Origin of the sequence: Nonomuraea sp. NPDC049419, from assembly GCF_040676995.1 — a bacterium.
GTDB lineage: Bacteria > Actinomycetota > Actinomycetes > Streptosporangiales > Streptosporangiaceae > Nonomuraea > Nonomuraea salmonea.
Genome location: NZ_JBFAQB010000010.1, coordinates 1 through 25,931 on the forward strand (window position 1 = coordinate 1; position 25,931 = coordinate 25,931).

General features: G+C 72.9%; 22 protein-coding genes. 3 read left to right on the plus strand and 19 right to left on the minus strand.

Going from position 1 to position 25,931, the window contains the following annotated elements; genetic code table 11:
• Positions 1–537, plus strand: a 537-nt coding sequence (locus AB0K12_RS27355; RefSeq protein WP_364566950.1) for a complex I subunit 1 family protein, incomplete at its 5' end; no start/stop codon positions are given.
• A 55-nt stretch (positions 538–592) separates the two neighbouring features.
• Here the strand turns inward: AB0K12_RS27355 and AB0K12_RS27360 are convergent.
• The 4 genes from AB0K12_RS27360 to AB0K12_RS27375 are packed head-to-tail and all read right to left on the minus strand — an operon-like array spanning position 593 to position 5,571.
• Positions 593–1,222 (minus strand): GAF domain-containing protein, encoded by a 630-nt coding sequence (locus tag AB0K12_RS27360; protein WP_364566953.1) that lies wholly within the window; start codon positions 1,220–1,222, stop codon positions 593–595.
• Positions 1,209–2,195: a S8 family serine peptidase gene (locus AB0K12_RS27365; protein WP_364566956.1), complete on the minus strand. Its 987-nt coding sequence runs from the start codon at positions 2,193–2,195 to the stop codon at positions 1,209–1,211. The genes AB0K12_RS27360 and AB0K12_RS27365 overlap by 14 nt, the downstream gene beginning before the upstream one ends.
• On the minus strand, positions 2,192–5,380 hold the full coding sequence (locus AB0K12_RS27370; protein WP_364566959.1) for an AAA family ATPase: 3,189 nt from the start codon (positions 5,378–5,380) through the stop codon (positions 2,192–2,194). The genes AB0K12_RS27365 and AB0K12_RS27370 overlap by 4 nt, the downstream gene beginning before the upstream one ends.
• The gene (locus tag AB0K12_RS27375) at positions 5,377–5,571 is read right to left on the minus strand and encodes an aroma-sacti cluster domain-containing protein (protein WP_355425651.1); all 195 of its coding nucleotides are present in this window, start codon (positions 5,569–5,571) and stop codon (positions 5,377–5,379) included. Before AB0K12_RS27375 ends, AB0K12_RS27370 begins: the two co-directional genes overlap by 4 nt.
• Before the next feature lie 219 nt (positions 5,572–5,790).
• On the opposite strand from AB0K12_RS27375, the gene AB0K12_RS27380 reads away from it, so the two are divergent.
• Complete coding sequence (locus tag AB0K12_RS27380) at positions 5,791–6,030, plus strand: LuxR C-terminal-related transcriptional regulator (protein WP_345409094.1); 240 nt, start codon at positions 5,791–5,793, stop codon at positions 6,028–6,030.
• Positions 6,031–6,036: 6 nt separating this feature from the next.
• On the opposite strand, the gene AB0K12_RS27385 is transcribed toward AB0K12_RS27380, so the two are convergent.
• The 14 genes from AB0K12_RS27385 to AB0K12_RS27450 all read right to left on the minus strand — a co-directional run bounded on the left by AB0K12_RS27385 (position 6,037) and on the right by AB0K12_RS27450 (position 20,801).
• Positions 6,037–7,869: a S9 family peptidase gene (locus tag AB0K12_RS27385; protein WP_364566965.1), complete on the minus strand. Its 1,833-nt coding sequence runs from the start codon at positions 7,867–7,869 to the stop codon at positions 6,037–6,039.
• Entirely contained in the window at positions 7,866–9,068 is a 1,203-nt protein-coding gene (locus tag AB0K12_RS27390; RefSeq protein ID WP_364566968.1) for an FAD-dependent monooxygenase, read from the minus strand. The genes AB0K12_RS27385 and AB0K12_RS27390 overlap by 4 nt, the downstream gene beginning before the upstream one ends.
• Positions 9,065–9,343 carry a PqqD family protein gene (locus AB0K12_RS27395; protein WP_364566971.1) on the minus strand — a complete coding sequence of 93 codons (279 nt, stop codon included), beginning with the start codon at positions 9,341–9,343 and terminating at the stop codon, positions 9,065–9,067. Before AB0K12_RS27395 ends, AB0K12_RS27390 begins: the two co-directional genes overlap by 4 nt.
• A 21-nt stretch (positions 9,344–9,364) precedes the next feature.
• A complete protein-coding gene (stsB, locus tag AB0K12_RS27400) occupies positions 9,365–10,831 on the minus strand; it encodes a StsB family radical SAM/SPASM domain sactipeptide maturase (protein WP_364566974.1) in 1,467 nt (488 codons plus the stop codon).
• 65 nt (positions 10,832–10,896) lie between these two features.
• Entirely contained in the window at positions 10,897–11,166 is a 270-nt protein-coding gene (locus AB0K12_RS27405) for a StsA-related sactipeptide RiPP (RefSeq protein ID WP_364566977.1), read from the minus strand.
• A gap of 115 nt (positions 11,167–11,281) precedes the next feature.
• Positions 11,282–11,548, minus strand: coding sequence for a StsA-related sactipeptide RiPP (locus AB0K12_RS27410; RefSeq protein ID WP_364566980.1), 267 nt, complete (start codon positions 11,546–11,548; stop codon positions 11,282–11,284).
• Between the two features lie 88 nt (positions 11,549–11,636).
• Complete coding sequence (locus AB0K12_RS27415) at positions 11,637–12,737, minus strand: cytochrome P450 (protein WP_364566983.1); 1,101 nt, start codon at positions 12,735–12,737, stop codon at positions 11,637–11,639.
• 65 nt (positions 12,738–12,802) lie between these two features.
• Entirely contained in the window at positions 12,803–14,089 is a 1,287-nt protein-coding gene (locus tag AB0K12_RS27420) for a TfuA domain-containing protein (protein ID WP_364566986.1), read from the minus strand.
• Positions 14,089–15,192 carry a YcaO-like family protein gene (locus tag AB0K12_RS27425; protein ID WP_364566989.1) on the minus strand — a complete coding sequence of 368 codons (1,104 nt, stop codon included), beginning with the start codon at positions 15,190–15,192 and terminating at the stop codon, positions 14,089–14,091. The genes AB0K12_RS27420 and AB0K12_RS27425 overlap by 1 nt, the downstream gene beginning before the upstream one ends.
• Before the next feature lies 1 nt (position 15,193).
• Positions 15,194–16,006, minus strand: coding sequence for an ABC transporter permease (locus tag AB0K12_RS27430; protein WP_364566992.1), 813 nt, complete (start codon positions 16,004–16,006; stop codon positions 15,194–15,196).
• A 2-nt stretch (positions 16,007–16,008) separates the two neighbouring features.
• Positions 16,009–16,956 (minus strand): ABC transporter ATP-binding protein, encoded by a 948-nt coding sequence (locus tag AB0K12_RS27435; RefSeq protein ID WP_364566995.1) that lies wholly within the window; start codon positions 16,954–16,956, stop codon positions 16,009–16,011.
• Between the two features lie 145 nt (positions 16,957–17,101).
• Positions 17,102–18,001 carry an aminoglycoside phosphotransferase family protein gene (locus AB0K12_RS27440; protein ID WP_364566998.1) on the minus strand — a complete coding sequence of 300 codons (900 nt, stop codon included), beginning with the start codon at positions 17,999–18,001 and terminating at the stop codon, positions 17,102–17,104.
• Complete coding sequence (locus AB0K12_RS27445) at positions 17,988–19,700, minus strand: transcriptional regulator (protein WP_364567001.1); 1,713 nt, start codon at positions 19,698–19,700, stop codon at positions 17,988–17,990. Before AB0K12_RS27445 ends, AB0K12_RS27440 begins: the two co-directional genes overlap by 14 nt.
• 15 nt (positions 19,701–19,715) lie before the next feature.
• On the minus strand, positions 19,716–20,801 hold the full coding sequence (locus tag AB0K12_RS27450) for a hypothetical protein (protein WP_364567004.1): 1,086 nt from the start codon (positions 20,799–20,801) through the stop codon (positions 19,716–19,718).
• A gap of 372 nt (positions 20,802–21,173) precedes the next feature.
• Between AB0K12_RS27450 and AB0K12_RS27455 the strand changes: the two genes are divergently transcribed.
• Positions 21,174–22,361, plus strand: a complete 1,188-nt coding sequence (locus AB0K12_RS27455) for a helix-turn-helix domain-containing protein (RefSeq protein WP_364567007.1) — start codon at positions 21,174–21,176, stop codon at positions 22,359–22,361.
• Here AB0K12_RS27455 and AB0K12_RS27460 read toward each other — a convergent pair.
• Positions 22,358–25,882 carry a WD40 repeat domain-containing serine/threonine protein kinase gene (locus tag AB0K12_RS27460; RefSeq protein WP_364567010.1) on the minus strand — a complete coding sequence of 1,175 codons (3,525 nt, stop codon included), beginning with the start codon at positions 25,880–25,882 and terminating at the stop codon, positions 22,358–22,360. The two genes, AB0K12_RS27455 and AB0K12_RS27460, sit on opposite strands and share 4 nt — an antisense overlap.
• Positions 25,883–25,931: the final 49 nt, after the last annotated feature.

The window sequence follows — 25,931 nt, forward strand, 5'->3', positions numbered from 1 at the left end:
AAGTTCGCGCTCATCATGATGGGCGAGTACCTGCACACCTTCACCGCCTCCGGCATCGCCGTGACGCTCTTCCTGGGCGGGTGGCGGGCCCCGGCCCCGATCACCACCTTCTGGGAGGGCGCCAACTCGGGCTGGTGGCCGGTGCTGTGGTTCTTCATCAAGTTCGTGCTGACGTTCTGCTTCATCGTGTGGGTGCGCGCCTCGCTGCCCCGCGTCCGCTACGACCAGCTCATGTCGCTGGGCTGGAAGGTGCTGATCCCGGTCAACCTGGCCTGGATCCTGCTGGTGGCCGCGGTCCGCAACGTCGTGGTGTACGAGGAGAGCCGCACGGTCGGCATCGCACTCGGCGCCGTCATCGTGGTCGGCGCGCTGGCCATCTGGATGCGGTTCGACACCGTCGGCCAGCGGCGCAAGGAGGCGAAGAAGGCGCAGGTGGAGGCCGAGTTCGAGGAACTGTCCGAGGAACCGGCGGCCGGTGGCTTCCCTGTGCCGCCGCTCGACCTGCCGCACTACCACGGGCCCGCTCACCACAGGTAGAGGCAGCGGTGCAGCTCCTCGGCCGGGCCGCAGGGGCAACCGGTCCGACTGCGCTTCAGGCGAGGAGTTCGTCGGCGGCGACGAGCAGGGTGAGCGCGGTGGGGTTGGGCGTGCCTCCGCCCGACAGGACGCGGGACGCGATGCGGTCCAGCATCGTGCGGAGGTCGTCGCCGCGCGAGGCGGCCGCCGCGGTGTGCGTGTGGCGCCAGCGCAACAGCAACTCCAGGCCGCAGGCGGCCTGCGTGGCGAGCAGGGACAGCAGGTCCACGTCGGCGAGTTCGCCGCGCAGGGCGTCCGAGCGGTCCAGCACCTCCAGGACGCCGATGCACTCCTCGTACCGGATCAGCGGGGCCGCCATGATGCTGCTCGGGACGTAGCCGGTGGCCTCGGCGGCGTAGCGGGCGAAGTACGTGACCTCCTCCACGTCGTCGGCGATCATCGGCTGGCCGCTCGCCGCCACCCAGCCCGCGATCCCCGTCCCCTGCGGGAAGCGCGTGCCCAGCAGGTGTCCCTCGCCCTTGCCCGAGACGGCGGTGAAGATCAGCTCGCCAGTGTCGCCGTCGATGAGGAAGATCGAGGCGGCGGCGGAGTCGAAGACGTGCCTGGCCACCTCGACCACGGACATCAGCAGCCGGCGCTCGGTCAGCTCGACGTCGCCGGGTGGCAGCGGGTCACGTACGGCCATTGATGCCTCCAGGGTGTTCTGTGACGTTGTTCGCGGCCAGGAAGAGCACCGACTTGAGCTGGAACGGCGTCAGCCAGGGGTGTTTGCTCAGGATGAGGGCGCAGATGCCGGTGATGTGGGGGGCGGCGAAGCTGTTGCCCGTGCTGCGGATCCGCCTGCCGCCCCGCCAGGCGACCGGCACCCGCACCCCGCGGGCGTGGAACTCGGCCGGCGGCGCCGGGTTGTAGTAGTACGTCAGGGGGTCGTTCTCGTCGTGGCTGGCCACCGAGATGACCGAGGAGAACGTCCACGGGTAGCTGACCACCGGCATGTTGTGCGCGGCGGCCACCAGCATGGTGCGGCGGAAGTACGCGCGGTCGCCCAGCTCCTGCAGGGGGCCCTGGAACTCCTGGCGGGTGGTGGACAGGCTCAGGTTGATCACGTCGAAGCCCTCGTCCACCGCCCAGCCCAGGCCCGCCAGCAGCGCCGCCCCGCTGCCCGACCGGCCGTCGGTCAGCACCCTGACGGAGGTGAGCTCGGCCGCGGGGGCGATCGAACGGATGATGCCCGCACAGGCCGTCCCGTGACCTGCCGGGTCGGTCGGCTCGCAGTCGATGACGGCGGCCGCCTCCGCTCGCGGTGGTCCGGTGCCGATGGTGGTGTGCGCGGTGGTCGCGGTCATCGCCGTGTCGGCGATCACCTCGTCCGTACGGGCCTCGCCCTGGACGACCACCAGGGATCGGGCCAGGTCGCCGACCAGGGGGTGGGTGCCGTCCACCCCTGTGTCGATCACGCAGACCCGGACGCCGGAACCGTCCGAGCCGCCCCAGGCCCACTCGCGGTCGATCTCCCCTTGGCGGCTCACCTCGAACGCCTCCACCTCCAGGCGGGAGGTGGCCTGGCCCCAGGCGGGCATGCCGGGGAAGGAGGCGGGGCGGGCTCTGCGCCACGGCGGCGGGGGCGTCCCGGCGGAGGCGGTCGTGCTGCTGCTCATCGGGCCGCCTCCCCGCCGCGACCGGTGCCGCGACCGGTGCCGCGACCGGTGCCGCGGTTCCGGGGCCAGGCGGCTCCTTTGGCCGCATAGGAACGCCGGGCCAGGTCAACGGCCTCGTCGGCTCGCCGCGGGTGATGCGCCGCGCGGTAGGTGTCGGCTAGTTCGGTCAGGACGTCGCCGCGCAGGCACGGGTCGTCGGTGCGGCCGAGCCGTTCCGCCGCCTCGCCGGCCAGCGTGACGGCCCGGTCGTGGTCACCTTCGAGCGAGGCCAGACGGGCGCGCAGGGCCAGCAACATCAGCTCGCCGCGCGCCGGCAACCGCACACCGGCAACCGGCACGTCGTCACGCGCCCGCGCGGCGTTCACGTCGTCCTTCGCACCCGCGGCCTCCACGCCGTCACGCGCGTGCGCGGCCTCCACGCGGGCCAGGGTCTGCGTGGCCTCGCTGTGCCGGCCCTGGCGCAGCAGCTCGCGTGCCGCGTAGATGTCCAGGGTGGCGGCGGGGCCTGGGTGGCCGGCGGTGCGCAGGGCGGTGGCGGCCTGGCGGAAGCGGGTGGCGGCGGCTCGGGGGTGGGCGTCGAGGGATTCCACCAGGCCGCGCACCTGGGTGACCGCCGTGGCGGCGAGGTCGAGGTGGAGGTCGGTGGCGTGGCGGGCGGCGGTGGTGAGGACGGTGCGGGCCTCCCGTATCTGCCCTGCCAAAGCCAGCAAGCGCGCCTCGGTGATCAGCACCGGGACGAGCAGGGCTCGGTCGTCCGCGAACCTGTCGGAGAGCTCGGTGCACAGGGCCAGGCCCTCAGGGATCGGGGTGGGCGACCATTGGGACAGCTCGCAGACCCCGCTGAGCAGCCGGTTCTCCTCGTAGCGGTCGCCGAGGGAGCGGGCTCGGTCCAGGCCCGCGCGCAGGTCCGCCTCCGCGGCGCCGAAGCGGCCCTCCCCCAGGTGGGTGAGCGCTTCCAGCTCGTGGAAGCGGCACCAGCTCAGGTCGTCGTCCGGCTCGGTGGTGAGCAGGTCGCGCAGCGGGTCCAGCGCGGGCTGGGCGAGGCCGAAGCGCAGGCTCAGCGTCTCCCGCTGGATCGCGCAGGTCAGGCCGGTACGCCGGTCGCCGGGCAGCATCCACTCGGCGGCTTCGACCGCCGCGTACGCCCGCTCGCCGTCGCCGCGTGCCAGGGCGGCGTCGCAGATCCGTACGGCGAGCCGCCGGTGCTCGGGGTCGCCCGGCGGCAGCAGCTCGCGTCCGCGCTCCAGCAGGGCGAGTGCGGCGGGCAGGTCCTTGCGGTGGGCGGCGTGGGTGCCCGCCCCGATGAGCGCGCGGGCGGCGCGTACGGTGAGCGCGGGCAGCAGCGGGTCGTCCGGCTGGACCTCGCGCTTGAGCAGGCACGCCGTCTCCAGGTGGTGCGCGAGGTCCCCTTGCGACGGCTCGTCGAAGGAGCCGGCCGGTGGATGGCGCGGCTCCCGGTCTCCCAGGGAGGCAGGCGAGCGGTCCTGCGCGGAGGCGGGCGAGGGGTTCTCCGGGCAATGAGGTGACAGGTGGTCGGCGAGGGTCAGGTGCCAGGTGGCTCGCAGTTCCTTGCGGGTCATCGCGTACACGGTGTCCCTGGTCAGGGTTTGGGTGAACTGGTACGAGCCGGGCAGCTCCGCGCGGCGGATCATCCGCTGCCGCAGCAGGCTCCACAGTGCCTCGTCCGCGTCGAAGGAGCCGGGGAGCAACACCGTGAGACGGTCGCGGGTGAAGACCTCGCCGATGGTCGCGGCACGTTCGAGCACGTCGCGCTCCCCGTCCCCCAGCCGGTCGAGCCGGGCCGCGATGAGCGCCTGGACGGTGGGCGGCAGCGGCGCGTCGGCGCCCTCCTCGGCGAGGGTCTCCAGCATCAGCTCGGCGAAGAGCGGGTTGCCGTCGGCGCCCTCCGCCACCCGGTCGAGCAGGGGGTCGGCACCGTGTGCGACCACCTCGCCAGAAGGCGGGGCGAGGCAGGCGACCAGCGCGCGCATCTCGTCGGGGTCGAGGGGGCCGAGTTCCAGCGCGTACGCGCACGCCATCCCGCCGCCCCAGGTGGGCCGCAGGTCGAGCAGCTCGGGCCGGGCCACGCAGACGAGCAGCACGGGCACGTCGATCAGCCGGGCCGCCAGTTGCTCGATGAGGTCGAGCAGGGTGGGCTCGGCCCAGTGCAGGTCCTCCCAGATCACCACCAAGGGCCGGCGCCGGGCCAGGGCCTCGAACAGGCCGCGTACGGCCCGCGCGATCTCCTCCACCCCGGAGGCGCCGTCGGTGGCGGCGAGGCCGTGCAGGGCCGCTACGCTCGCCGGCTCCAGCTCGGGCGCGACGAGCGGCCAGTCGCCGTTGAGCGCTTCGAGCATCTCGGCGATGGGCCGGTAGGTGATGCCGGCCCCGTACGAGGGGCACCGCCCGACGAGCACCGACGTCTGTGCGGGCAGCCCGCCGGTGAAGTCGCGTACCAGCCGGGACTTGCCGATGCCGGGCAGCCCGAGCAGCGTGACCACGCAGCACCGGCGGTCGCGGGCGGCCCGCCCGTACGCCTGCCTGAGCTGCCGCGCCTCCTCCTCGCGGCCGATCAGCGGCGCCTGGTCGTCCTCGCGGGCGGCGTCCGGCGCGCCGAGGGAGAGCAGCCGCCAGGCGCGCACGGGAGCGCGCTTGCCCTTGAGCCGCAGCGGCGGCACCGGCTCCACCTGCGCGTACGCGCGGACCATGCGCGCCACCTCGTCCCCCATGAGGATGTCGCCGGCGCCGGCCGCCGACTGCAGCCGGGCGGCGGTGTTGACGGTGTCGCCGGTGACGCGCAGGTCGGCGCCGGGCAGGTCGGTCACCATGGCCTCCCCCGCCGCGATGCCGCAGTGCACCTCCAGCCGGATGCCGTGGGTGGGCGCGAGGTCGTCGCTGAGCCGGTGGACCCGGGCGAGTGCGGCGTGCGCGGCGCGTACGGCACGCAGCGCGTCGTCCTCGCTGCTGGCCGGGACGCCGAACACGGCCATGATGGCGTCGCCGATGTACTTCTCGACCACGCCGCCGTGCTCGGCGATGCCCGCGGTGCAGGCGCGGTGGTAGCGGTCGAGTACGGTGCGCAGCAGCTCGGGATCGAGCCGCTCGGCGAGCTCGGTCGAGCCGACCAGGTCGACGAACACGACGACCACGCGCCGGCGGGCCGGGCGGGCGGCCCTGGTGCTCATACGAGCTTGAGGTCCTGGCCCTCGACCTCGCCGGCCGCCGCGTCCAGCCGGGTCTTGATCGAGTTGAGCAGCTCGACCTCGGGCCTGCCCAGCTCGGCGAACACCTGCCGCTGCCGCTCGTTCAGCAGGTCGACGGGGTGTCCTGCGGCGCGCAGCGTGGCCAGCGCGTCGAAAGGCTTCTCGCTGTCCATCGGTCAACCTCCCGGGCAGGTGGGCACTGATCTGCACGCTATGTCCGGCCGGTTTCGCGCCGGTATGGCGGCGGCATGCCCGCGCCATGGCGGCCGTTCCGGCTAACCGGGGCCATGGCCGGGCCATACCGGTACGCAACCGGGCTCTCCTAGCGTTCGAGGTCGGAGGCGCTCTCGTCCGGGGCGCCCGCGGTCGATGCGAGCCGTCCGGAGACTTCTATGACTCTTGTTTCCGATGACCTGATCAATGATCGTGACCGGCAGCTGATCGTCATGCTCGCCACCGGGTACACGACGACGCGGATCGCGCGGGAGATGCGCCTGAGCAGGTACACCGTGGCCGAGCGGATCGGCAAGCTGCTCGACCGCTTCGCGTGCAGCAACCGCAGCCAGCTGGTGGCGTACTGCTACGCCCACGAGCTGCTGCACGTCGGCGTCTGGCCGCCGGCGTGCTCGTAGCCGGTTCTATGCCAGGTGCTCGGCGAGGAAGCGTTCGACGGCGGCGTAGTACGTCTCCCTGTTCTCCGGCCTGAGCAGCCCGTGGCCCTCGTTCTCGAACAGCAGGTACTCGTGCGGCACGCCGCCCGCGCGCAGCGCCGCGACGATCTGCTCGGCCTCCTGGCGGGGCACCCGTACGTCGTTCGCGCCCTGCACGATCAGCACCGGGATGGTGATGTCGGCGGCCCTGGACAGCGGCGAGCGCTCCCACAGCAGGTCGCGCTCGGTCGCGGGGTCGCCCACGTGGGCGCGCATGAAGGTGTCCACGGTGCGCCGGTAGGCGGCGCCGCCCTCCAGCAGGGTGATGAGGTTGGACGGCCCGCACAGGTCGACGGCGCACGCGTATGCGCCGGGAGTGAAGGCCGCGCCGGCCAGGGCCGCGTATCCGCCGTACGAGCAACCCATGATCGCGACCCTGGCCGGGTCCACGGCGCCACGGGCGGCGAGGTACGAGACCGCGTCGAGCAGGTCCGTCTGCATCGCCGCGCCCCACTGCTTGGCGCCCAGGTTGTGGAAGTGTTTGCCGTAGCCCACCGAGCCGCGGAAGTTCACCTGGACGCAGGCGTAGCCGCGGTTGGCGAGCAGCTGGGCCTCCTCGTCGAAGCACCAGGAGTTGCGCCACCAGGGGCCGCCGTGCACGTTCACCACGGCCGGCAGGTCGCGGCGTCCGGCGCCGGGCGGCCAGGTCACGTAGCCGTGCACCTCGACGCCGTCGCGGGCGTCGAACACGAACGGCTCCATCTCGGCGAGCCGGTAGCGCTCCAGCTCGGGCTGGTGGGAGAAGAGGAAGCGCACGCGGTCCTCGTGCCGGTCGTAGACGTAGTAGCGGACCGGCGCGTCGCAGGCGACCACGGCCACGATCCACGTGCGGTCGCCGCGCTCGGAGCGGTCGATGTCGAGCTCGCCGTGCACGCCCAGCTCCGCGAGCCGCTCGCTCAGCCGGGTGACGGCCCGCGCGTAGGCGTCGTCGAGGAACAGGCGCTCGTCGCGGTCGCGGCCGAACACCACGGCCTGCGGGCGGCGGTGGATCGGGTCCACCTCCAGGGCCTTGGCGTCGTGGACGGGGTCGGCGGCGAGGAGCGTGCGCCGGCCGGTGGCGGTGTCCACGGCGTACAGGCGGGTGGCGTTCGCGCCGATCGACGAGAGCAGGTAGATGGTCTCGCCGTCGCGGGAGTAGCCGGCGACGCGGGTGCCTATGGCGTCCTCGCGCGGCACCTCCAGCCACGGCGTGGGCTCGTGCGCGCCTGGCCTGGTCAGGTGGATGGTAAGGGTGCCGTCCTGGTTCATGGTGGTTCCGCCGCGGATGCGCAGCCCGGGGTCGATCTCCCAGCTCAGGTAGCCGGGATTGTCGGCGATCTTGGTGAGGTCGCCGGTCGCCAGGTCGAGGCGGTAGACGTCGTGCAGCTCGGGCCGGTCCTTGTTCAGGCCGATCAGCATCGTGCCGGGTCGTGAGCCGTTGTGCGCGAGCACGCGGGCCTGCACGCCCTCGAACGGGGTGACGCAGCGCTCGGCGCCGGTGCCGAGATCGACGAGGTAGAGCCGCCAGCTCTCGTCGCCGTCCCGGTCCTGCAGGTAGTAGAGCGTGCGGTCGTCATGGCAGAACCCGGCCGACCTGATCCCCCGCCCGCGATCCTTGGTGACCGGCCTGGCCTCGTCCGGGGCGTCGGCCGGGCCGATCCAGACATTGAGCACGCCGTCGTCGGGGGCGAGGAAGCGCAGCCTGGTGCCGTCCGGCGACAGCGCGGGGGCCAGGTAGGCGGGGTTGCCGAACAGCAGGCTGCGCGGGATCAGGCGGGTCATGGCGTGCTCTCCTGCTCGGCGATCAGGGCCTGGGCGCGGAAGATCCGGGTCGCGAGCTGGTGACTGGTCAGCGCGGCCCGGCTCAGCAAGGTGTGCCGCGGGGGGCCGTCCTGGCTGACGGCCATCCGCCACGACGGGTCCGCCACCTCGGCCACGGCGGCCTGGAGCTCGGGGGTTCGGCAGGGTTTGACGCCGCCGTGCCCGGCCAGCTCGCGGTCCAGGCGGAGCGCGGTGAGCGCGGCGATCGACATGCCGTGGGAGTGGACCGGGTTGACCGCGACGACCGCGTCGCCGATCGCGAGCACCCCTTCCGGCAGGGGCGCGCGTTCGAAGAAGCGCCGCCTGTCGGCGGTGTCGCGGTACGGGCGGATGCGGCCGAGCGGCGTGGCCGCGGCCATCAGCTCCCCGATGAGCGGGCTGCGCAGGCCGCAGGCGAACGCGGTGAAACCGGGCTCCTTCACGGGCGGGTCGCCGGTCAGGGTGACCACCCAGCGGCCGTCCTCGATGGGGAGCAGCGTGGCCCCCCGCGCGGGGCCGTCCGGGTGCGGGTGGATCATGATCGCCGGTGTGGCGGCGGCGCGTCCGGCGGGCGCCCGGTAGAGGCGGGTCGCGTACGCCAGCTCCGAGGCGACCACTGTCTCCTCGATCTGCGGCACGCCGAGCCCGGCCAGCCAGCTCGGTGCCTTCGAGCGGCGGCCCGTCGCGTCCACGACGAGATCGGCCTCCACGGTCTGCGGCGGGCCGCCCGCGCGGCCGACGGTCACGCCGGTGACGCGGCCGGCGTCGCCGGTCAGGCCCAGCGCGACGGTGTCCGGCCACACGGTGACGCCGCGCAGGGCCCGGCGGCGTACGACGTGGTCCAGCAGGGCGCGGGTGCACGAGATCACGTACGCGCCGGTGTCGTGCCGGGCGAACCAGCCGTCCGCGCTGAGGATCAGCGCGTCGCCGGTCAGGTCGCGGCGGTGCGCGCCACGGGCGTACAGGGCCTTGAGCGTGCCGGGCAGCAGCTCCTCCAGCGCCCGCGCGCCGCCGGTGACCAGCACGTGGCCGTGGTGCGCCTGCGGCAGCCCGCGCCGGGGCAGCGGCGCTGACGGGTAGCGGTCGCCCTCGACGAGCAGTACGTCGTCCGCGTGCCGGGCCAGCACCGCTGCGGCCAGCACGCCCGCGAAGCCGCCGCCGAGGACCACCGCGCGGGTCACGCCGGGCTCTCCTCGAACAGGCCCTGGTCCACCATCGTGCCGATGAAGGCGTGCACGTCCGCCACGATGCGCTTGATCAGGGCCGGTTCGGTGCCGGCGAACTCGCGGGACAGGGCCGAGGCGACCGGCTGGGCCTCGCCGCCGCCCGCGACGGCGAGCCAGATCTTGGAGCCCGTCTCGTTCAGGGTGCGGAAGTCCCCGGTCTCGGTGTGGTAGAGCGAGATGCCCTCGCCCGTCTCCTGCCACACCACGGCGTCACTGATGCGGAGCGACACGCGCCACCTCCTGCTGTCTTGTCATCGGACGGGGGTTATCGGGAGCAGCTCGCCGACCCGGGCCCGCGCGGGCGGCTCGGGCTCGGGCAGCGAGACGGGGACGAACGTCTTCCAGTCCTCGTGCACCGCGTGCACCTCGCCGGTGGCGACCAGGCGCGGCGTGGTCATCTCGGTGTCGTGCGCGGCGATCTCGCGGGGATCGACGCCGGCCTCCTGCCACATCTGGGTGACGACGCCGTGCCGCAGGATGCGGCACAGGTGGCGGCTGTTCCTGCGGGCGTCGCCCGACTCGGCCATGTGCGCGGCGCGGCAGCCGCCGCCGCAGGTGGCCTTGATGTAGCAGCGCTCGCAGTCGGCGTGGTACTCGCCGCCGAAGACGGTGCTCGTCCGCATGCCGCGCAGCACCGGCGTGGCGAAGATGTCCTCCAGCGACTGCCGCCTGACGTTGCCGGCGAAGTGCTCGCGGCCGGTGACCAGCTTGCACGGGTAGACGTCGCCCAGGGAGTTGATGTAGATCTCGCTGCCGCCCATGCCGCAGTTGCCCTTGATCGAGCAGGGCGAGATGGGTTTGGGGCCGAGCGGGCGCAGTTTCCCCGCGACCGGCACGGTCCACACGAGCTGCTGGACGCGCAGGTGGTCGGCCCAGCCGAAGTCGTACTCGTCGGTGATGCCGCGGCCCAGGTTGTTGTGGTACATCAGCCGGATCGAGTTGACCTGGAGCCCTTCCATGAAGGTCGCGAAGTCCTCCAGGTGATGCACGTTCTCGGAGGTGACGATGTGGTTGATGCTCGGCGCCACGCCGGCGTCGTTGAGCAGCTCCAGTGCCCGGTACGTCTTGGCGAACGCTCCCGCGCCCCTGGTGCGGTCGTGGGTCTCGGCGGTGGCGCCGTCCATGCTGACCGTGACGTTGCCGAACAACTCGGCGAACCTGGCGGCCTGCGCCGGCGTCCTGATCATCGTGGCGTTGGTGATGATGTTGCACCTCAGGCCGCGCTCGTTGGCGTGCTCCACGATCTGGAACAGGTCCTTGCGCAGCATCGGCTCGCCGCCGGTGAACACCATGAGCCCGGCGCCGACATCGGCGATGCGCGAGACCAGGTCGAGGGATTCGGCGGTGTCGAGCTCGCCCGGCAGGCATTTCTCCGACGAGGCGTAGCAATAGGGGCAGCGCAGGTTGCAGCCGTCGGTGATGGCGTAATAGACCGTCTGCAACGCGGGCTCGGTCAGCTTGATCTTCGGGTGGTTGCCGTTGTAATAGACGACCCAGCTCAGAATCAGTTTGGCGAGCGTGCGCTCGGTCTCCCTGGTGGTTTCGAGCGCTTCGCCGGTCCTGGCCAGGGCCTGTAATACGCCGAATTCCCGCTCGTCGAGCACGCATCGGCCGCCGGCGTGCGGATTGACCACCAGGTATCTCCCGGCGCGCGCGAAATACGTCAGCCCGTCCGGCACCTCGAACAGGGCGCGGTTCGCTGTCAGTTTCCCGGGCATGTCCACTCCTTGTGTCGCGTCGGCTCGCAGGTGCGGCCGCCCGCACCTGCGAGCTCGCCGGCCGGCTACTGGGCGTTCTGTCCCGACCCGGACCAGAGGCCGCACGCGCAGAGCATGCCCGGCTCGAAGTTCTGCTGCGTCGCCTCCGGGGTGGTCCAGCCGCCGATGGAGTGCGCCAGCACCTCCGGCAGCGCGGCGGGAATCTTGCCCTTGAGCGACACCAGCATGTCCACTTCCTCACGGGACAGGACGCTGAATGCCTGCGCCAATTCCGGCGCCTCGGAACCGGTCAGAATTCCGGCCGTACGCAACGCTTCCTTCGCGTCGAAGGTCATGCCTTCCACCTCTCTTTTCGGGGGACTGCCTTTCACGTGGAGTATCGCCCGGTCATATGTCGGGCGGGCAACCCCATGAATGTGGGTGGCCCGCGCCTGCGACCTCGCAGACCGGCTAGTGGGCCTTCCCCGACCCGGACCAGAGGCCGCACGCGCAGAGCATGCCCGGCTCGAAGTTCTGCTGCGTCGCCTCCGGGGTGGTCCAGCCGCCGATGGAGTGCGCCAGCACCTCCGGCAGCGCGGCGGGGATCCTGCCCTTGAGCGACACCAGCATGTCCACTTCCTCACGGGACAGGACGCTGAATGCCTGCGCCAATTCCGGCGCCTCGGAACCGGTCAGAATTCCGGCCGTACGCAACGCTTCCTTCGCGTCGAAGGTCATGCCTTTCCACCTCTCTTTTCGGGAGAACCGCCTTTCACGTCGAGTATCGCCCGGTCATATGTCGGGCGGGCAACCCCATGAATGTGGGTCACAGCCGTACGGGCAGCCGGCGGATGCCTCGGACGAAAAGGTCGGGCGTCCATTCCAGATCGGCGGCGGACAAGGTGATGCCGGGATGGCGACGGAACAACGCGCGCACGACGGCGCGTAATTGCACGCGGGCCAGCGCGGCGCCGGGGCAGAAATGGATGCCGTGGCCGAAACCCAGGTGCCGGTTCGGGGCGCGGGCCACGTCGAACGCGTCCGGCCGCTCGAACACCTCCGGGTCGCGGTTCGCCGCCACGAGCATCGGCAGCACGGTGTCGCCGCGCGGGATCGTGGTGCCGCCGATGTCCACGTCGGCCAGCGCGTACAGCGGCCTGGCGTGTCCCACGGGGCCGTCGAAGCGCAGCATCTCCTCCACGGCCGCGTCGATCAGCTCCGGGCCGGCACGCAGCCGCGCGGCCTGGCCTGGGTGGCGCAGCAGGGCGAGCAGGCCGTTGCCGATCGCGTTGGCGGTCGTCTCGTCGCCGGCCAGCAGGAGCTGGAACACGCTGGACAGCAGCTCGGCCCGGCTGAGGTCACCCTCGATGAGGTGCGACATGAGGTCGTCGCCGGGGTGGGCACGCCGCTGGGTGAGCGTCCGTTGCAGGTACGCGATGTACTCCATGCCGTGCCGCCGGTCCCTGCCGCGCAGCATGCCATCGCTCCAGCGGCGCAGCAGGGGCAGGTCCCGGCGGGGGATGGCGAGCAGCTCGGCCGTGATCAGCGTGGGCAGCGGCAGGGCCAGCGCCTGGATCAGGTCGATCTCCTCGTGGCCGTCCATGCGCTCGACCAGGTCGGCGACGTGGCGTTCGACGCGCGGTTCGAGTGCGGCCACCGCCCGCGCGGTGAACGCGGGGGCCAGCAGGCGGCGCAGCCGGGTGTGGTCGGGCGGGTCCAGGTTGACCACGCTCCTGCGGACCATCGGCAGCGGGTCGCGGTCCCAGGCGCGGTGCCGTGCGGCCAGCTCGGGGGGCAGCCGGTCGAGCTCCCGTCCCAGGCAGGGGTCCGCAAGGGCGCGGCGCACGTCGTCGTACCTGGTCAGGTACCAGAAGACGCGGCCGGTCGCAGGCTCGACGTGCCGGTACACCGGTTCCTGTGCCCGCATCCTGTGGAGCATCGGGTGCGGGTCAGCGGCGTGCGCCGCCGGGTCGAGCCGGGGCGGTGCGGTCGTCACCGTGCTCCGCCGGGGGTCTTCACGTCCAGGGCGAAGAAGCGGGTGGCCGCGTGGCCCAGGTCCTCCAGACCGAGGAAGCCGCGCCGGGCCATCGCGACCTGCGGGGGGATGCCGGGCCAGTGGCGCAGGAACAGCCGGCCGCACAGCTCGGGCGGCGGGACGACCAGCCGTCCTCTGTGCTGCTCGGCGACCTCGTCGGCGCGGGCGACCACGTCGGTCCATCGGTCCCAGCGGCCGGTGTCGCGCAGCCGCGCCATGACGGCCGGGCGCCAGTCGGCCGACTTCCAGAGCGGCCAGACCCGTACCATGACGAGCCTGAGCTGCTCCTTCGATGGCAGCGCCGCGCGTTCCTCCTGGGTGAACCAGACCGCCAGTTCCTTGGGCAGCCCCTCCGCCACGCCGAGCCAGGTGCGGGCGTAGTCCTCCAGGCTCAGGCCGTGCGCGGCGGCGAAGTCCGCCAGCAGGGCCGTCAGTGCCTGCTCGTGCAGGGCGGGGTAGCCGTCGTCGAACAGCCGCGCCGCCGTCAGCACGTCTAGGTCGGACATCCAGCGTCCCGGCGCGTACTCGCGCCTCGATCCCCATTTCAGTGCCTCGTTGCGGGTGATTCCGGTCAGCGCCGTGTCGTCGGGGCGGGTGGGTGCCGGGTCCTCGTCGCGGGCTCTGTTCAGGGCCTCCACGGCGTCCAGATGCTTGAGGTCCCAGTCGCCGGCCGCGATCTTGCTTCTGAGCGTGTGGAGGGCGTCCTGATCATCCGGTACGTCCTCGGCCAGCTCATGCCAGGTCCGATGGGTGAACGGCCGGGCCTTGGCCGCCGCCAGGATCCGCTCGGCCGCCTCCTTCGGGACCAGGCCGGTCCTGGCTCCCTCGCGGCAGCCGTGCCGCAGGTTGACCATCGCGACCGTGCCCGCCGGGTAGCCCACCTCGGCGGGGCCGTGCAGCACCGCCACCTCGTCGTCGCCGTCGATCTCGCCGCCCGCGTACAGGTCGAAGATCGTGCCGACGCCGCGCATGCCGTACGGGCTGAGCTCGGCCGCCCGGAGCGCGCCCATGCTGGCCGCGCCGATGACGCGGACGCCCTGCCCGAGCAGCCAGAGGATCTCCTTGTGGCCCACGGAGAGGCGTTCGCGGTAGTAGCCGTCGATGATGACCGCGGTGTCCCCCGGCGCCCAGTCCTCGGTGAACAGGTCGTTGCGGGCGACGGGCGGCCTGACCCGCGCGCCGGGGAGTGCGGTGCGGATCTCGCCGGCGGAGATCGTCGGGCCCGCGTAGACGACGTGGCTCATCACAGCACCTCCGGGGAGACGCGGGCGCCCGGCGCCACCACCTTGACGACAGGGACGCCGATCTCCTCGCGGGTCAGGTCGACGACGAGGGGCGGGTGGCCGAACGCCGCGGCGGACCGCTCGACCGCGTCCTCCAGGTCATCGGCCAGGGTGTCGTGCGCGCGCATGAGGGGGACGTCGTGCGACGGCTCGGAGCTCTCCCGCCGGGTGACGCCGTCGTGGAAGTCGGCGCGCAGGTCGTCGCGGGCCCCTGACACGTATGCCAGCCGCGCCTGCGCCGCCTCGGTGATCGCCCGGGTGAGCGCGATCTCCGAGCTGAGGTGGCAGCCGAACCCGAAGAACGCCGGCGGGTAGTCGTCGCAGCTGATCCTGGCCAGGAAGCACGGCAGCCCGGTCGGCGACGGCAGGTGCCTGACCTCCAGCCGTACACGGGCCCGCGCCAGCGTGGCGCACAGCTCGTCCACGATCGGCGACCCCGACGTGCCCGGATCGACGCGGACCCCACCGGTCGGGCCCGCGGCGGTGACCGCGTCCCGCTCGATCACCTCGTACAGGGCGTGAAGAATCGCTTCCGTCCGGGTGTTACCGCTGGCCAGGCCGTTGCTGGAGGCGAGGAACAGCGGCGGGCTCCAGCCGGTGCCGCGCTCCAGCGTCAGCGCCACGGCGTCGCGCGGCACCAGCGTGGGCGAGCCGTCCTCCAGCGACGTGCCCGCCAGCCAGTCGAGCGGCAGGCCATCGTGCAGCAGGCTCGGCGTGGACGGGACGAGGGCGTGGACGTCGTAGCCGAGCCGGCAGTCACGCGGGGGCGCGGTGACGTCCGGCGGCAGGGGTTGTTCGACGTGCCACAGCTCGATGGACTCCATGATCGCCGACAGCCTGGCCAGGTCGGGGGTGACGCCCTTGCCCTGGGAGACGGCGAGCGTGCGGGACGCGGGGCGGATCGCCTGGAACGTCGGGATCCCCACGGTGTCGAGCCTGGTGATGTCGGCGACCCGGGTGACCCCGACCGCGCGGGCCGCCCGCCGCGCCATCGTCAGCGTGGCCGCCGGGTCGCGGGCGCGGTCGGTGCCGGGGAGCCGTATTTTGGCGTCAGATATCAGCATGTCAGAGGTTCCGTGCCCGGTTGAGCAGCGCCCGGCCGGCCACCGCGTACGTGACCACCGCGATCACCGCCAGCACCAGCAGGTTCACCCACGCGTCGGCGAACCCGAACAGCGCCGCGTCCCGCATCCCGTTGATCGCGTACGTCAGCGGGTTGACTACGGCGATCCACTGCAGCACCACGGGCATCTGGTCGACCGTGTACATCGACGGCGCGCTGAACACCAGCACCAGGATCGACACGTTCGACCCCACCATGAACGTCTGGAAGTCGGTGATCGTGATGGCCGCGGCCAGGTAGAGCCCGTTGAACGCGATCGCGGCCAGGGTCAGCGCCACCAGCAGCCCGGCCCAGCCCTCCGCCCCGAACGGCAGGTCGAAGATGATGACCGCGACGCCCAGCGCCAGCAGGCTCTGGCCCAGCACCAGCGACACCCCGGCCAGCAGCTTGCCGAGCAGGAACCGGGAGCGGCGCATCGGGTACGACCACAGCTGGGTCGCCACCCCGCTCAGCTCCTCCTGGAACAGCGCCACCCCCGAGGTGCCCGACGCGCTGACGATCGACATCGCCAGCACCATCGGCAGCAGGAAGACCGCGAACGGCAGCTGTTCGCCCCGGTAGGAGATGCTGCCGACCAGGTTGCTCAGCGAGGTGTTCACCAGCAGCAGGTACACCAGCATCGGCGCCAGGCTGAGGATGAGGTTGATGCGGTTGCGGGCCAGCAGCGCGTACTCGCGGTAGATCACCGCGAACAGGTCGGCGGCCCTCGGGGCCACGGTGGGCGGCGCGGTGGTGAAGGTGAGGTCGGCGGCCATGGTCAGCCCTCGTTCTCGGTCATGCGGAGGAAGACCGTCTCCAGCGAGTCCAGCGCGGTCGAGACGCCGCTGATCGCGATGTCGTGGTCCTGGCAGTGCCGGGTCAGCTCGGGCAGCATCTCCTTGGCGTGGGGGCCCTCGATGCGTACCTCGGTGTCCTCGGCGGTGGCGGTCAGCCCGGCGTTGCCCGCCCACGCCACCAGGGCGCCGCCCGCCGCGGCGTCGGCCAGGGTCACCCGCAGGTGCACCGAGCCGAACTCCTCCACCAGCTCGCGCGGCTTGGCGAAGCGCAGCACCCGTCCCTGGTTGATGACCATCACCCGCTGGCTGTTGCGTTCCAGCTCGTCGATGTGGTGGCTGGTCCACAGCACGGTCACGCCGTGCTCCTCGCGCAGCCAGGTGACGAACCGCTCGATCTGGTGGCGGCCCGCCACGTCGAGGCCGGCCGAGGGCTCGTCCAGGATGAGCAGCTTGGGCAGCGTGATGAGGGCGCGGACGAGCTGCAGCCGCTGCCGCTGGCCGCCGGACAGCTGGAAGCACAGCTGCGGCAGCGCCTTGGCCACGCCGAGGAACTCGGCCAGCTCCAGCGCCCACGGCCGTACGTCCCGCCACCGCACGCCACGGAACCGCGCCGAGATGCGCAGGTTGTCCAGTGCGGGCAGCATCTCGTCGAACGGGGCGGTCTGGTGCATGGCCCCGATGCCGCTCTTGGCGGCCACCGGCTGGCGCACGGGGTCGGCGTCGAACACCTGGACCCGTCCCGAGGTGGGCGCGGTGACCCCGCAGATCATCTTGATCAGCGTCGTCTTCCCTGCGCCGTTCGGGCCGAGCAGCCCGATCGTCTCGCCCCGCGCGATCTCGAACGACACGTCGTCCACGGCCGGCGTCTCCATGCGCCGATATCGTTTGGTCAGCGCCTCGGCCGTCACCACGTCGCCCGACACGGCCATACCCGCCACCTCTCGTTGGTTGGGGTCGCGTTGTCGTGTCGAGTATCAGCGCGCTACGCAGGGGCGAGAAACCCCACGAATGTGGGCGTTTCACCTTCCGCCGGGTACGTCGGCTTCATCGTGGCCGGGACCGCCGCGCTGCGCCTCACACGCCCTTGAGGACCCGTTCCAGTGCCGCGTGGCCCAGGGGCCCCCAGTGGGGTTTGCCGCCGGGGAGGCCGCGGTCACCGTTCTGGCCCATGAGGATGAGGAAGAGGGACTTCATGGCGGCCAGGCCCCTCGCGCGGCGGATCGTCGCCTCGTCGGCTCGGTCGTAGGTGTCGAAGAAGCGGGCGGCGGCGCCGGCGGGGAGCAGCAGCCAGGCGGCGATGAGGTCCCAGGCCGGGTCGCCGGCGAACACGTCGCCGAAGTCGACGACGCCGGCGAGTGTGCCGTCCGCGACGACGACGTTCGCCGGGTGGAGGTCGCCGTGCACCCACATCGGCGGGCCCGTCCACTCGGCGGCGGTGACGGCGTCGTCCCACACGGCGCGGACGTCGGCGGCGATGTCGTCGAGGGCGTCGGCTTCCTTGAGCCAGCCCTCGAAGCCGCCCGTGCAGTCTCTGGGGTGGGCGCCGCGGTCGGCAGCGGCCGGCGCGTCCGGCGGGGCCTCGACGTGCAGGGCACGGAGGAAGCGGGCCAGCGTGTCGGCCGCGTCGGTGCCGCGGGTGATCGTGCCGAGGTCGAGGGGCTCGCCGTGCACCCACGTCATCACGGTCCAGTGCTTGGGGAAGCGCTCGGACGGCTCGCCCGCCCGCACCGGGACCGGGATGGGGAGCGGCAGGGCCGGCGCCAGCTCGGGCAGCCACCGCCGTTCCTTGAGCTGGGGCTCCGGGGTGGTGTCCATGCGCTGCACGCGTACGGCCAGGTCGTCCCCGAGCCGCCACATCTGGTTGCCCCACCCGCCCGCCACCTCGCGGACGGGCAGCCCGGCGAGATCCGGGTGCTGGTCGCGCAGCAGGTCGCGGACCAGCTCGGCGGTGATCTCGATCTCAGCGTCGGTCATGCGACGCCACCCTACTGAGTTCGGCGGCGTAAAGATGAGCAAGAGGGGACATCGTGTACGTCAGCGCGTGCGCGGCGACCTCCGCCGCCGGGTCGATCTCGGGCATGCGCAGCACGTTCGCCTCCAGCAGCGCCTCGATGACCCGCTCGCCCAGCGCCGCCACCAGCTCCTCATGGCTGAACGGCGGCCCAGGCAGCGCCCCCAGCGCGGCGAACGCCGCACCCTCGTAGCACTCCTCGAACCGTGCCCGCAGCGACACGTCACCGGCGGTGAACTCGTCCAGCACGTTCCCGGCCCGCGTCAGCCGCTCGGCGAGCACCGGCAGCGGTAGGTGCGGCAGCCGCGCGAACCGGCCCCCGAGCAGGCGCAGCGTCAGCGGGGAGCGCCCGTACCTGTCGAAGAGGGCGGTGAGCGCGGCCCGGCCGGCGAGCGTACGGTCGCGGCCGAGCTGCGCGGCCAGGAACGCGAGGCCCTCGGCGTCCGAGAGCTCGCCCAGCCCGACGCGCGCCACCGACTCCAGCCCGCTCAGCCGGCTCCGGCTGGTGACCAGCACCCGGCTGTCGCCGGAGCCGGGCAGCAGCCTGCGCACGCTCTGCTCGTCGGGGGCGTCGTCGAGGACGAGCAGCACGCGGCGCCCGGCCAGCCAGGACCGCCACACCGAGGCCAGCACGTCCGCGTCGTGCACCCCGGCGATGCTCACGCCCACGGACTCGAGGATCTCGTGCTGGACGTCGTGCGCTCCTCCTCCCCCGAGCGGGACCATCAGGGCGCCGTCGGGGTAGCCGGGGGCCAGGGCGTGGGCGACGTGGACGGCGAGCGCGGTCTTGCCGATGCCGGGCTCGCCGGTGATCAGGGTGACGGCGGCCGGTTCGTGCAGGATGCGGTGGATCTCCGGTTTCCTCCCGACGAAGTCGCCGATGTCCCGGGGGAGCTGGTCGGTCGTGCGTACGGCGGGTGCGGGGCGGGCGACGGTGCCGGTGAGGATGTCCTGGTAGAGGCGCTTGAGCACCGGGCTCGGGTCGATGCCCAGTTCGCTCGCGAGGTGCCTGCGCAGCTCCTCGAAGTGCGCCAGCGCCTCGGACGCCCGCCCGCAGCGGGTCAGAGCGGTCATCCGCGCCGCCGCGATCCGCTCGCGGGCGGGGAAGCGCGCGGCCAGGACGTCCAGGCCGGGCAGGGCCTCGACGTGGTGGCCGAGCTCGATCTCCAGCTCGGCCCAGTCCTCGTGGACCGACAGGAACAGGTCGGTGAACCCGGCCACCTCGCGCGCCACCCGGGGCACCTGCGCGAACTCGGTCAGCGGCTGCTCCCGCCACAGGCCGACCGCCTCACCGAGCAGCTCGGCGGCCGTCGCGAGCTTCCCGCCGTGGATGGCGCCGCGTCCCGCTCGGGCCAGCTCCTTGAAGCGCAGCAGGTCGAGCTCGCCGGCGGCGGCGCTGAAGCGGTACCCCCAGCCGTGGAAGCCGATCCGGTCGCCGGTGAGCTTGCGTAACGCGGAGACGTAGACCTGCAGGTTCTTCCTGGCCGTACGCGGCGGCGTCTCTCCCCACAACGCCTCGATCAGTTCGGCGGCCGGCACGACCGCGTTCGCCCGGCACAGCAGCAGCGCGAGCAGCAGCCGCTGCTTGCGCGCGCCGATGACGGCGTCGTGCCCGTCCACCAGGATCTGGAGCGGGCCGAGGATCGAGCAGTACAGGCTCATGCGCCTCCCCCGACGTCACCATGTCTCGCTGCCCAGCACGAGGAAGTCGAGCACGCCGCCGATCGGCGGCGGGGCGGTCGCGCGCAGCACGTTCGCGTGCAGGGTCCTGACCATGGAGGCGGCGGCGTTCGTGAGCGCACGGGTGCCGGCCTTGGTCTCGAACCAGCGCCAGTCGCCGTCCGCGTTGACCTCGAGGAAGACGACGTCCTCCGGGGTGAGCAGCAGGTCGAAGGCGCCGTACGTGAGCCCCCAGCCCCGCGCGAGCCGCTCCACCACCTCGGCGGCGCGCGGCGGGACCGGCATCCCCCGGACCGAGACGGCGGCCGGGTTCCGCCAGGGCGCGTCAGGCGACGGCTTGGTGACGGCGAAGGCGTGGAGGTCGCCGTCCAGGTAGTAGACGCGCAGTTCGAGGTCGTGCTCGACGTACTCCTGCACGATCACCGGGAAGCCCGGCGGCCGGCGGCGCATGAGGGTCTCGCGGCCGACGACCTCGGCGAGCAGGCCCACCAGGCGGCCGGGCGCGGCCTCGACGAAGTGCTCGTCCAGCACCTTCACCACGAGCCTGTCCCCTTGCACGGCCTCGGCGGTGCGGGGGTCGGTGGTGACGATCGTGCGCGGCGTGCGGACGCCGGCCGCCGCCGCCCCGGCCAGCTGCGCCAGGTGGCCCACGCGGTTGCCGCCCGGGAGACCGGCGGGGGCGAGCGCGGCGAGCTGGCCGACCAGGGCCGACCAGGAGTCGGCGCCGATCAGCGAACCCGCGTACCCGTCCGGGATCGCTCTGGGCATCGGGCCGCGCGCCCACACGACGGTCGGGCGGAAGGAGCGCCCTTCGAGGGTGACGAGCCCGTCGTCGAGGGAGATCGTCAGCGGTTCCCTCCCGCCGTCCGCCTGGGCGGCGTCGAAGCGTACCGTGGGCACGCCGAGCCGGTGCAGCACGGCCTGCAGCGCGGCGAACTCGCCCCTGGCCGCGCGGTCGGCGAGCACGACCCGCGACGCGCACTCCTCCTCCGGCAGCCACCGGACGGCGGCGGGCGACGGCACGCGCAGGTCCACGGTGACCGGCGACGCCGGACAGGGCGGCCCGCCGCCGTGACCTAACACTTTCTCCCCGTAATTGTTCGCCCGCCGAGCGTGAATGCCGGCGGCGGTTTCTGCGGCGAATGCGCCACGGCCCTCCTCCAACGAACGACCGCCCTTAAAGCGGTGAAATGGACGTAATAAACAACCGTCCCGACTGCGGTCGGGACGGGCGGCCCGCCTGCGGACAGGGTCTCAGCAGGGCGACCGCCTGTCATCGTGAGCTGTGATGATCCTCACCTGGCCGCCGCCCGGCGGCTTGTCACACGTGACAAGGACATTCACCTGTTGTTTCTTCAGAAATACGCGGCGTGACGCCATTCCGGGCTTTGTCATCTTGCGCAATTACCGCCGGTCAAGTAAACCCATTGAGTCGGCCGTCGAGGAAGGCGAGAAATGGGCAGCCTGTTCCGCGCTTTACGCCGCCGCCTGGACGCCAACGCGCGGCGGGCGGTCGAGGTGTACACGAACGAGCTCGCCGACTACCGCAGCCTGGCCGCCGAGACGCGGGGCTCGGCCGCGATGCTCGACTTCGCGGTCAACCTCCGCCGCCGCACCATCGACCTGGCCGCCGACGAGCAGCCGTTCACCGAGCAGGATCACGCGTACATGTCCTCGGTCGGGGCGACGCGCGGCGAGGTCGGCGTCTCGCTGGCGTCCCAGCGGCAGGTCCTGCTCCTGCACGCCAACCTGACGCTGCGCGAGATCCACGAGGCGGCCGGCCCCAACGACCTCTCCGACGTGATGTGCATGCTCGGCTGGGTCGCCTGCCACGGCCTCACCGCGCAGGACGCCTACACGCACGGTTTCCTCAAGGGCCAGGAGCGCTTCCTGCCGGTCGCCGCCAGGATCCAGATGCTCGCCGGCCTGCTCGTCACCGGCGAGCCCGCCGCCGCGCAGCTGGCCCGCGAGCTCGACCTGCCGCTGCCCGGCCACTACCTGGTGACGGTCGCCCGCGTCGCCGCCGGCCCGCCCGACGAGCGGTGCCGCGACGAGGTCGTCAAGACCCTGCTGACCGACCACTACCTGCCGCTGACCTGGCACGAACCGGACGAGTTCGTGGCGCTGGTGCCCTGCGACGGCGCCGACCCGATCGACGGCCAGGCGCCCGCGCGGTCCCGTGCGCTGTCGGTGGTGCGCGCCGTCGCCGAGCTGTGCGGCCCGTGCTCGGTCGGGGCGGCCCCCGGCCGGGTGCGCGCCCTGGCCGACCCGGTCGCGCTGGCCCGCCGCGTCTGCCAGGCGGCGCCGGTGGAGCGGATCCCGTCCCAGGTGTACGGGGTGGCCGACGTGTTCGTGGAGCTGGGTGCGGCCCAGCTGCCGCAGGTCGACCAGTGGCTGCGCGAGCTGACCTGGCGGCTGGCGAGCGGCCCCGACCTGGTGACCACACTCGACTGCTACTACCGCAACGACATGAACCGCATGCGCACCGCCGTGGCCCTCCGCGTCCACCCCCGCACCCTGGACTACCGGCTGCGGCGGGTGCGCGAGCTGGTGGGGATCGAGCCCGGCTCGACGAGGGGCGTCCGCGTCCTGAGCACCGCCGTCACCCGCATCCTCGCCGAAGCCTGGCACGACCGCCCTTAGATGGCGCCGCAGACGTCCCGGTACGGCACGTCCTTCAGGTAGCGCTGCCATTCCTGGGTGGTCAGGGTGCGGCCCGCGCGGTCGCACACCTGCCTGGCCACCGCCTCCGGTCCGATCGGGATGCGGGTGATCGTGGCCGAGTGGTTGCCCGAGACGTACAGGGCCTGGTCGTCCTCGGTGAAGGCGAGCTGGTCGAGGATGTCGATCGGGAAGGAGGCGAGGCGTTCGCGGGTGGTGACGTCCCAGAGCTGGACGGTGTAGACGTCGTTGAAGGTCTCGCCGATGGATCTCCCGATCAACGCCAGCAGGGAGCCGTCGTGGCTGAAGCGCATCGCCTCCACCTGGGCGTCGCTGGCCACACGGAGTGCGGGGGGCAGCTCTGAGCCCTTCGTGAGGTCCCAGAGCTCGACCGTACGCGCGCCGAGGGCCAGCAGCGGGGCGGCGGGGCTGACGGCGACGACCAGGCCCGAGCGATTGAAGCCGGGGCCGGCCGGCTTGCCGGTGGCGAGGTCGTAGATCGTGCCCGCTGCCGTCACCACCGCCGTGCCGTCCCGAGTGGGGACGATGGTCCCCGTGGCGGTGGCGAGGCGGTGGCGGGCCAGCGGGCGGCCGGTGTCGGCGGCGAGGACGACCAGCTCGTTGCGGGCGTCGCGCTGGCTCTGCTCCGTGAGCGACAGCACCAGCCGGGTGCCGTCGGGGGTGAAGGTCTTGGACAGGACGCCCTGCGAGCCGGGCAACGCGTGGCGCCAGAGGCGGCGGCCGGTGGTGACGTCCCAGAGGGCGACCGAGGAGTCCGTGCCGTCGGCGGCCAGCCTTCTTCCCGCCGGGTCGAACAACGCACCGGACGCGCCCTCGCTGCCGGACAGCGGCGGGCCGAGGCGGCGGGTGTCCCAGACGCGGAGCGCTCCCCCGTCCTTGGCCGTGGCGGCCAGGCGGCCGTCCTGGGCGAAGGCGGTCACCTGGTGGGCGCCGGGGAGCCGGACCGAGGAGAGGCGGGAGCCGAGGTCGGCGGTGATGGTCGAGCTGTCGAGCAGGTAGCGGACGGTGCGGCCGTCGCGTTCCGGCCAGGCGTCCTCGGGCTCGCCCTCGGCGTGGTAGACGGCCAGCTCGTCGCCGGTGGCGGCGTCCCAGAGGTGCAGGGTACGTCCCTCGACGCCGAGCAGGCGGCGGCCGTCGGCGCTGAGGCGCAGGCGGGCTCCTGTCAGGTCCTTGGCGGCCGACGCCTGCCAGAACGGCCGGTCCTCGTCCGGCACCTTGGTCCCGGACGCGAGGTCCCACGCCTCGACGTCGCCGTTCGCGCAGAGCAGCCGCCTGCTGTCGGGCGTGAACGTCACCACCGACCCGCACCTCTTCGGCAGGCGGGTGTCCACGGTGAGGCCGGGCAGGCGGATCACCTTCAGCCCGCCCTGGTTCGTCTCCACCCCGGCGATGTAGGCGCCGGACGGCGCGATCGCCGGAGCGTGGTCGGCCTGCAGCCGCGGCCTGGAGGACGCGCCGGTCCTGGTGTCCCACAGGAGTTCCAGGGTGTTCTCGCGCATGATCGCGGCCAGGCTCTCGTGCCCGTCGAAGACGACGTGCACGCCGGGACTGCCCTCGCCGACGCGGTGCTCGCGCAGCTTTCTGCCCGTCGCGGTGTCCCAGGCGGAGGCGGTCTGCCGGCTGACGACGACCAGCGTCCGCCCGCTCGGGCTGAGCGCCGCCGCCGTGGGCAGCGCGCTCATGCCGCCGGGCCAGCGCCAGAACGCGGTCTGCCGCTCGGTGGTGACGTCATAGACGCGTACGCCGTCCTCACCCGCGATGGCGCGGATCCGGCCGCTCGCCGACGACGCCGTGGCCGAGACGCCCTTGGCGCCGGGGTCGCGGAAGACGGCGCTCTCCGGCATGGTCAGCGAGGACGTCAGGCTGCGCCGCGTGCCGGCGCCGGGGGCGAGCCGCCAGCCGGCCACGCTGAGCAGCATCGCCGTCGCGGGGTCGGTCGTCCGCAGCCGGTCGGCCTCCGCCGCGACCTGCCGTCCGACGGCCTGGTCGCGCCGCGTGGCCACCACGCGGCTCTGCTCGGCCACCTGCCTGCCCTGCAGCACGGCGAGGCCGCCCGCCGCGAGCGCCACCACCAGCAGGCCGGCCAGCGCCGCCGTGGTCAGCCGCCTGCGGCGCACCCGCCGCCTGGCCAGGCCGGTGCCGGCGGCCAGGAAGTCGCGTTCGCGCGGGGTGAGGGTGATGTGCCGGCGTCCGGTGGCGGCCCAGGTCAGCGCCTGGTCCAGGCGGGTGCCCTGGAGCAGGTCGCCGTCCTTGCGGCCGTTGTCGTCCCAGTTGCGGGCGGCGTCGCTGATGCGGGCCAGCACGGCGAGACCGTCGCGGTCGCCGTCCACCCACAGGCGCAGGCGCGGCCAGGCGCGCAGCAGCGCGGGGCGCGACAGGCGTACGGCGTCGTCCTGCTGCGTCACCAGGTAGGAGAAGGCGTGCAGGATGTGCTCGATGGCCCTGACCTCGCGTTCCGAGCGGCCGGCGAGCAGGTCCTGCTTCAGCGCCTGGCGTACGGTCTCGTGGCCGTCGTCGGTCACCGTCACCAGGCGGAGGAAGATCCCGGCGGCCAGCTCCCGCTCTTCTGGGGTGAGGGCGCCGAAGGCGTCCTCGGCGATCGTGCCGAGCGCCGGATCGGCCTTGTCCGGCACGTGCACGCCCCGCGCGGCGCGGCTGCCCGCGTTCAGCAGCCCCTCGATGCCCGCGTTCCCGCCGCTGACCAGGGCGAGCAGCAGGTCGCGCGCGGCGGGGCGGGCCGCCGGGTCCTTGTCCAGCGCGGCGGAGACCAGCGAAGCCAGCCGGGGCGGCAGCGCGCGCAGGTCGGGGTGGTGCGACAGCACGCGGTGCATGACGCCGCCGAGGTTGTCGGCCCTGAACGGGTCCTCGCCCGTCGCGGCGAACACCATGATCGCGCCCCACGCGAACACGTCGGCCGCCGCGCCCGCGCGCTGCCCGGTGAAGATCTCGGGCGCCATGTACGTGGGCGTGCCCGCCACCTCGCCGGTCTTGGTGAGCGACATGTCCTGGGTACGCGCGATGCCGAAATCGATCACGCGCGGGCCGTCGGCGCTGATCAGCACGTTGTCCGGCTTCAGGTCGCGGTGGATCACCCCGGCCTCGTGCACGGCGGTGAGCGCGGTGGCGACGGCGGTGGCGAGCCTGTGCAGGTCGTCGCCGGTGAACCTGCGGCCCCGCTCGACCACCTGGCGCAGGCTCGGGCCGGGGACGTACTCGCTGACGATGTACGGCCGCGCGCCCGACATGTCCGAGGCCAGCACCCGCGCCGTGCAGAACGACGCCACCCGCCGCGCCGCCGTCGCCTCCTTGGCGAACCGGTCGCGGCTCGCCCGGCTGTCGACCGCGTGCAGGACCTTGAGCGCGACCCGCCGCCCGTCGCCGTCGTAGGCGTCGTAGACGACGCCCTGGCCTCCCGAGCCGAGCCGCCCGGCGATCCAGTAGTCCCCGATGCGCTGCGGATCCCCGGCGCTGAGCGTTTCCACGGCGTGTTAGATGTTCGCCCGGCCGACATGGTTCCGACGTGTCCGGAAA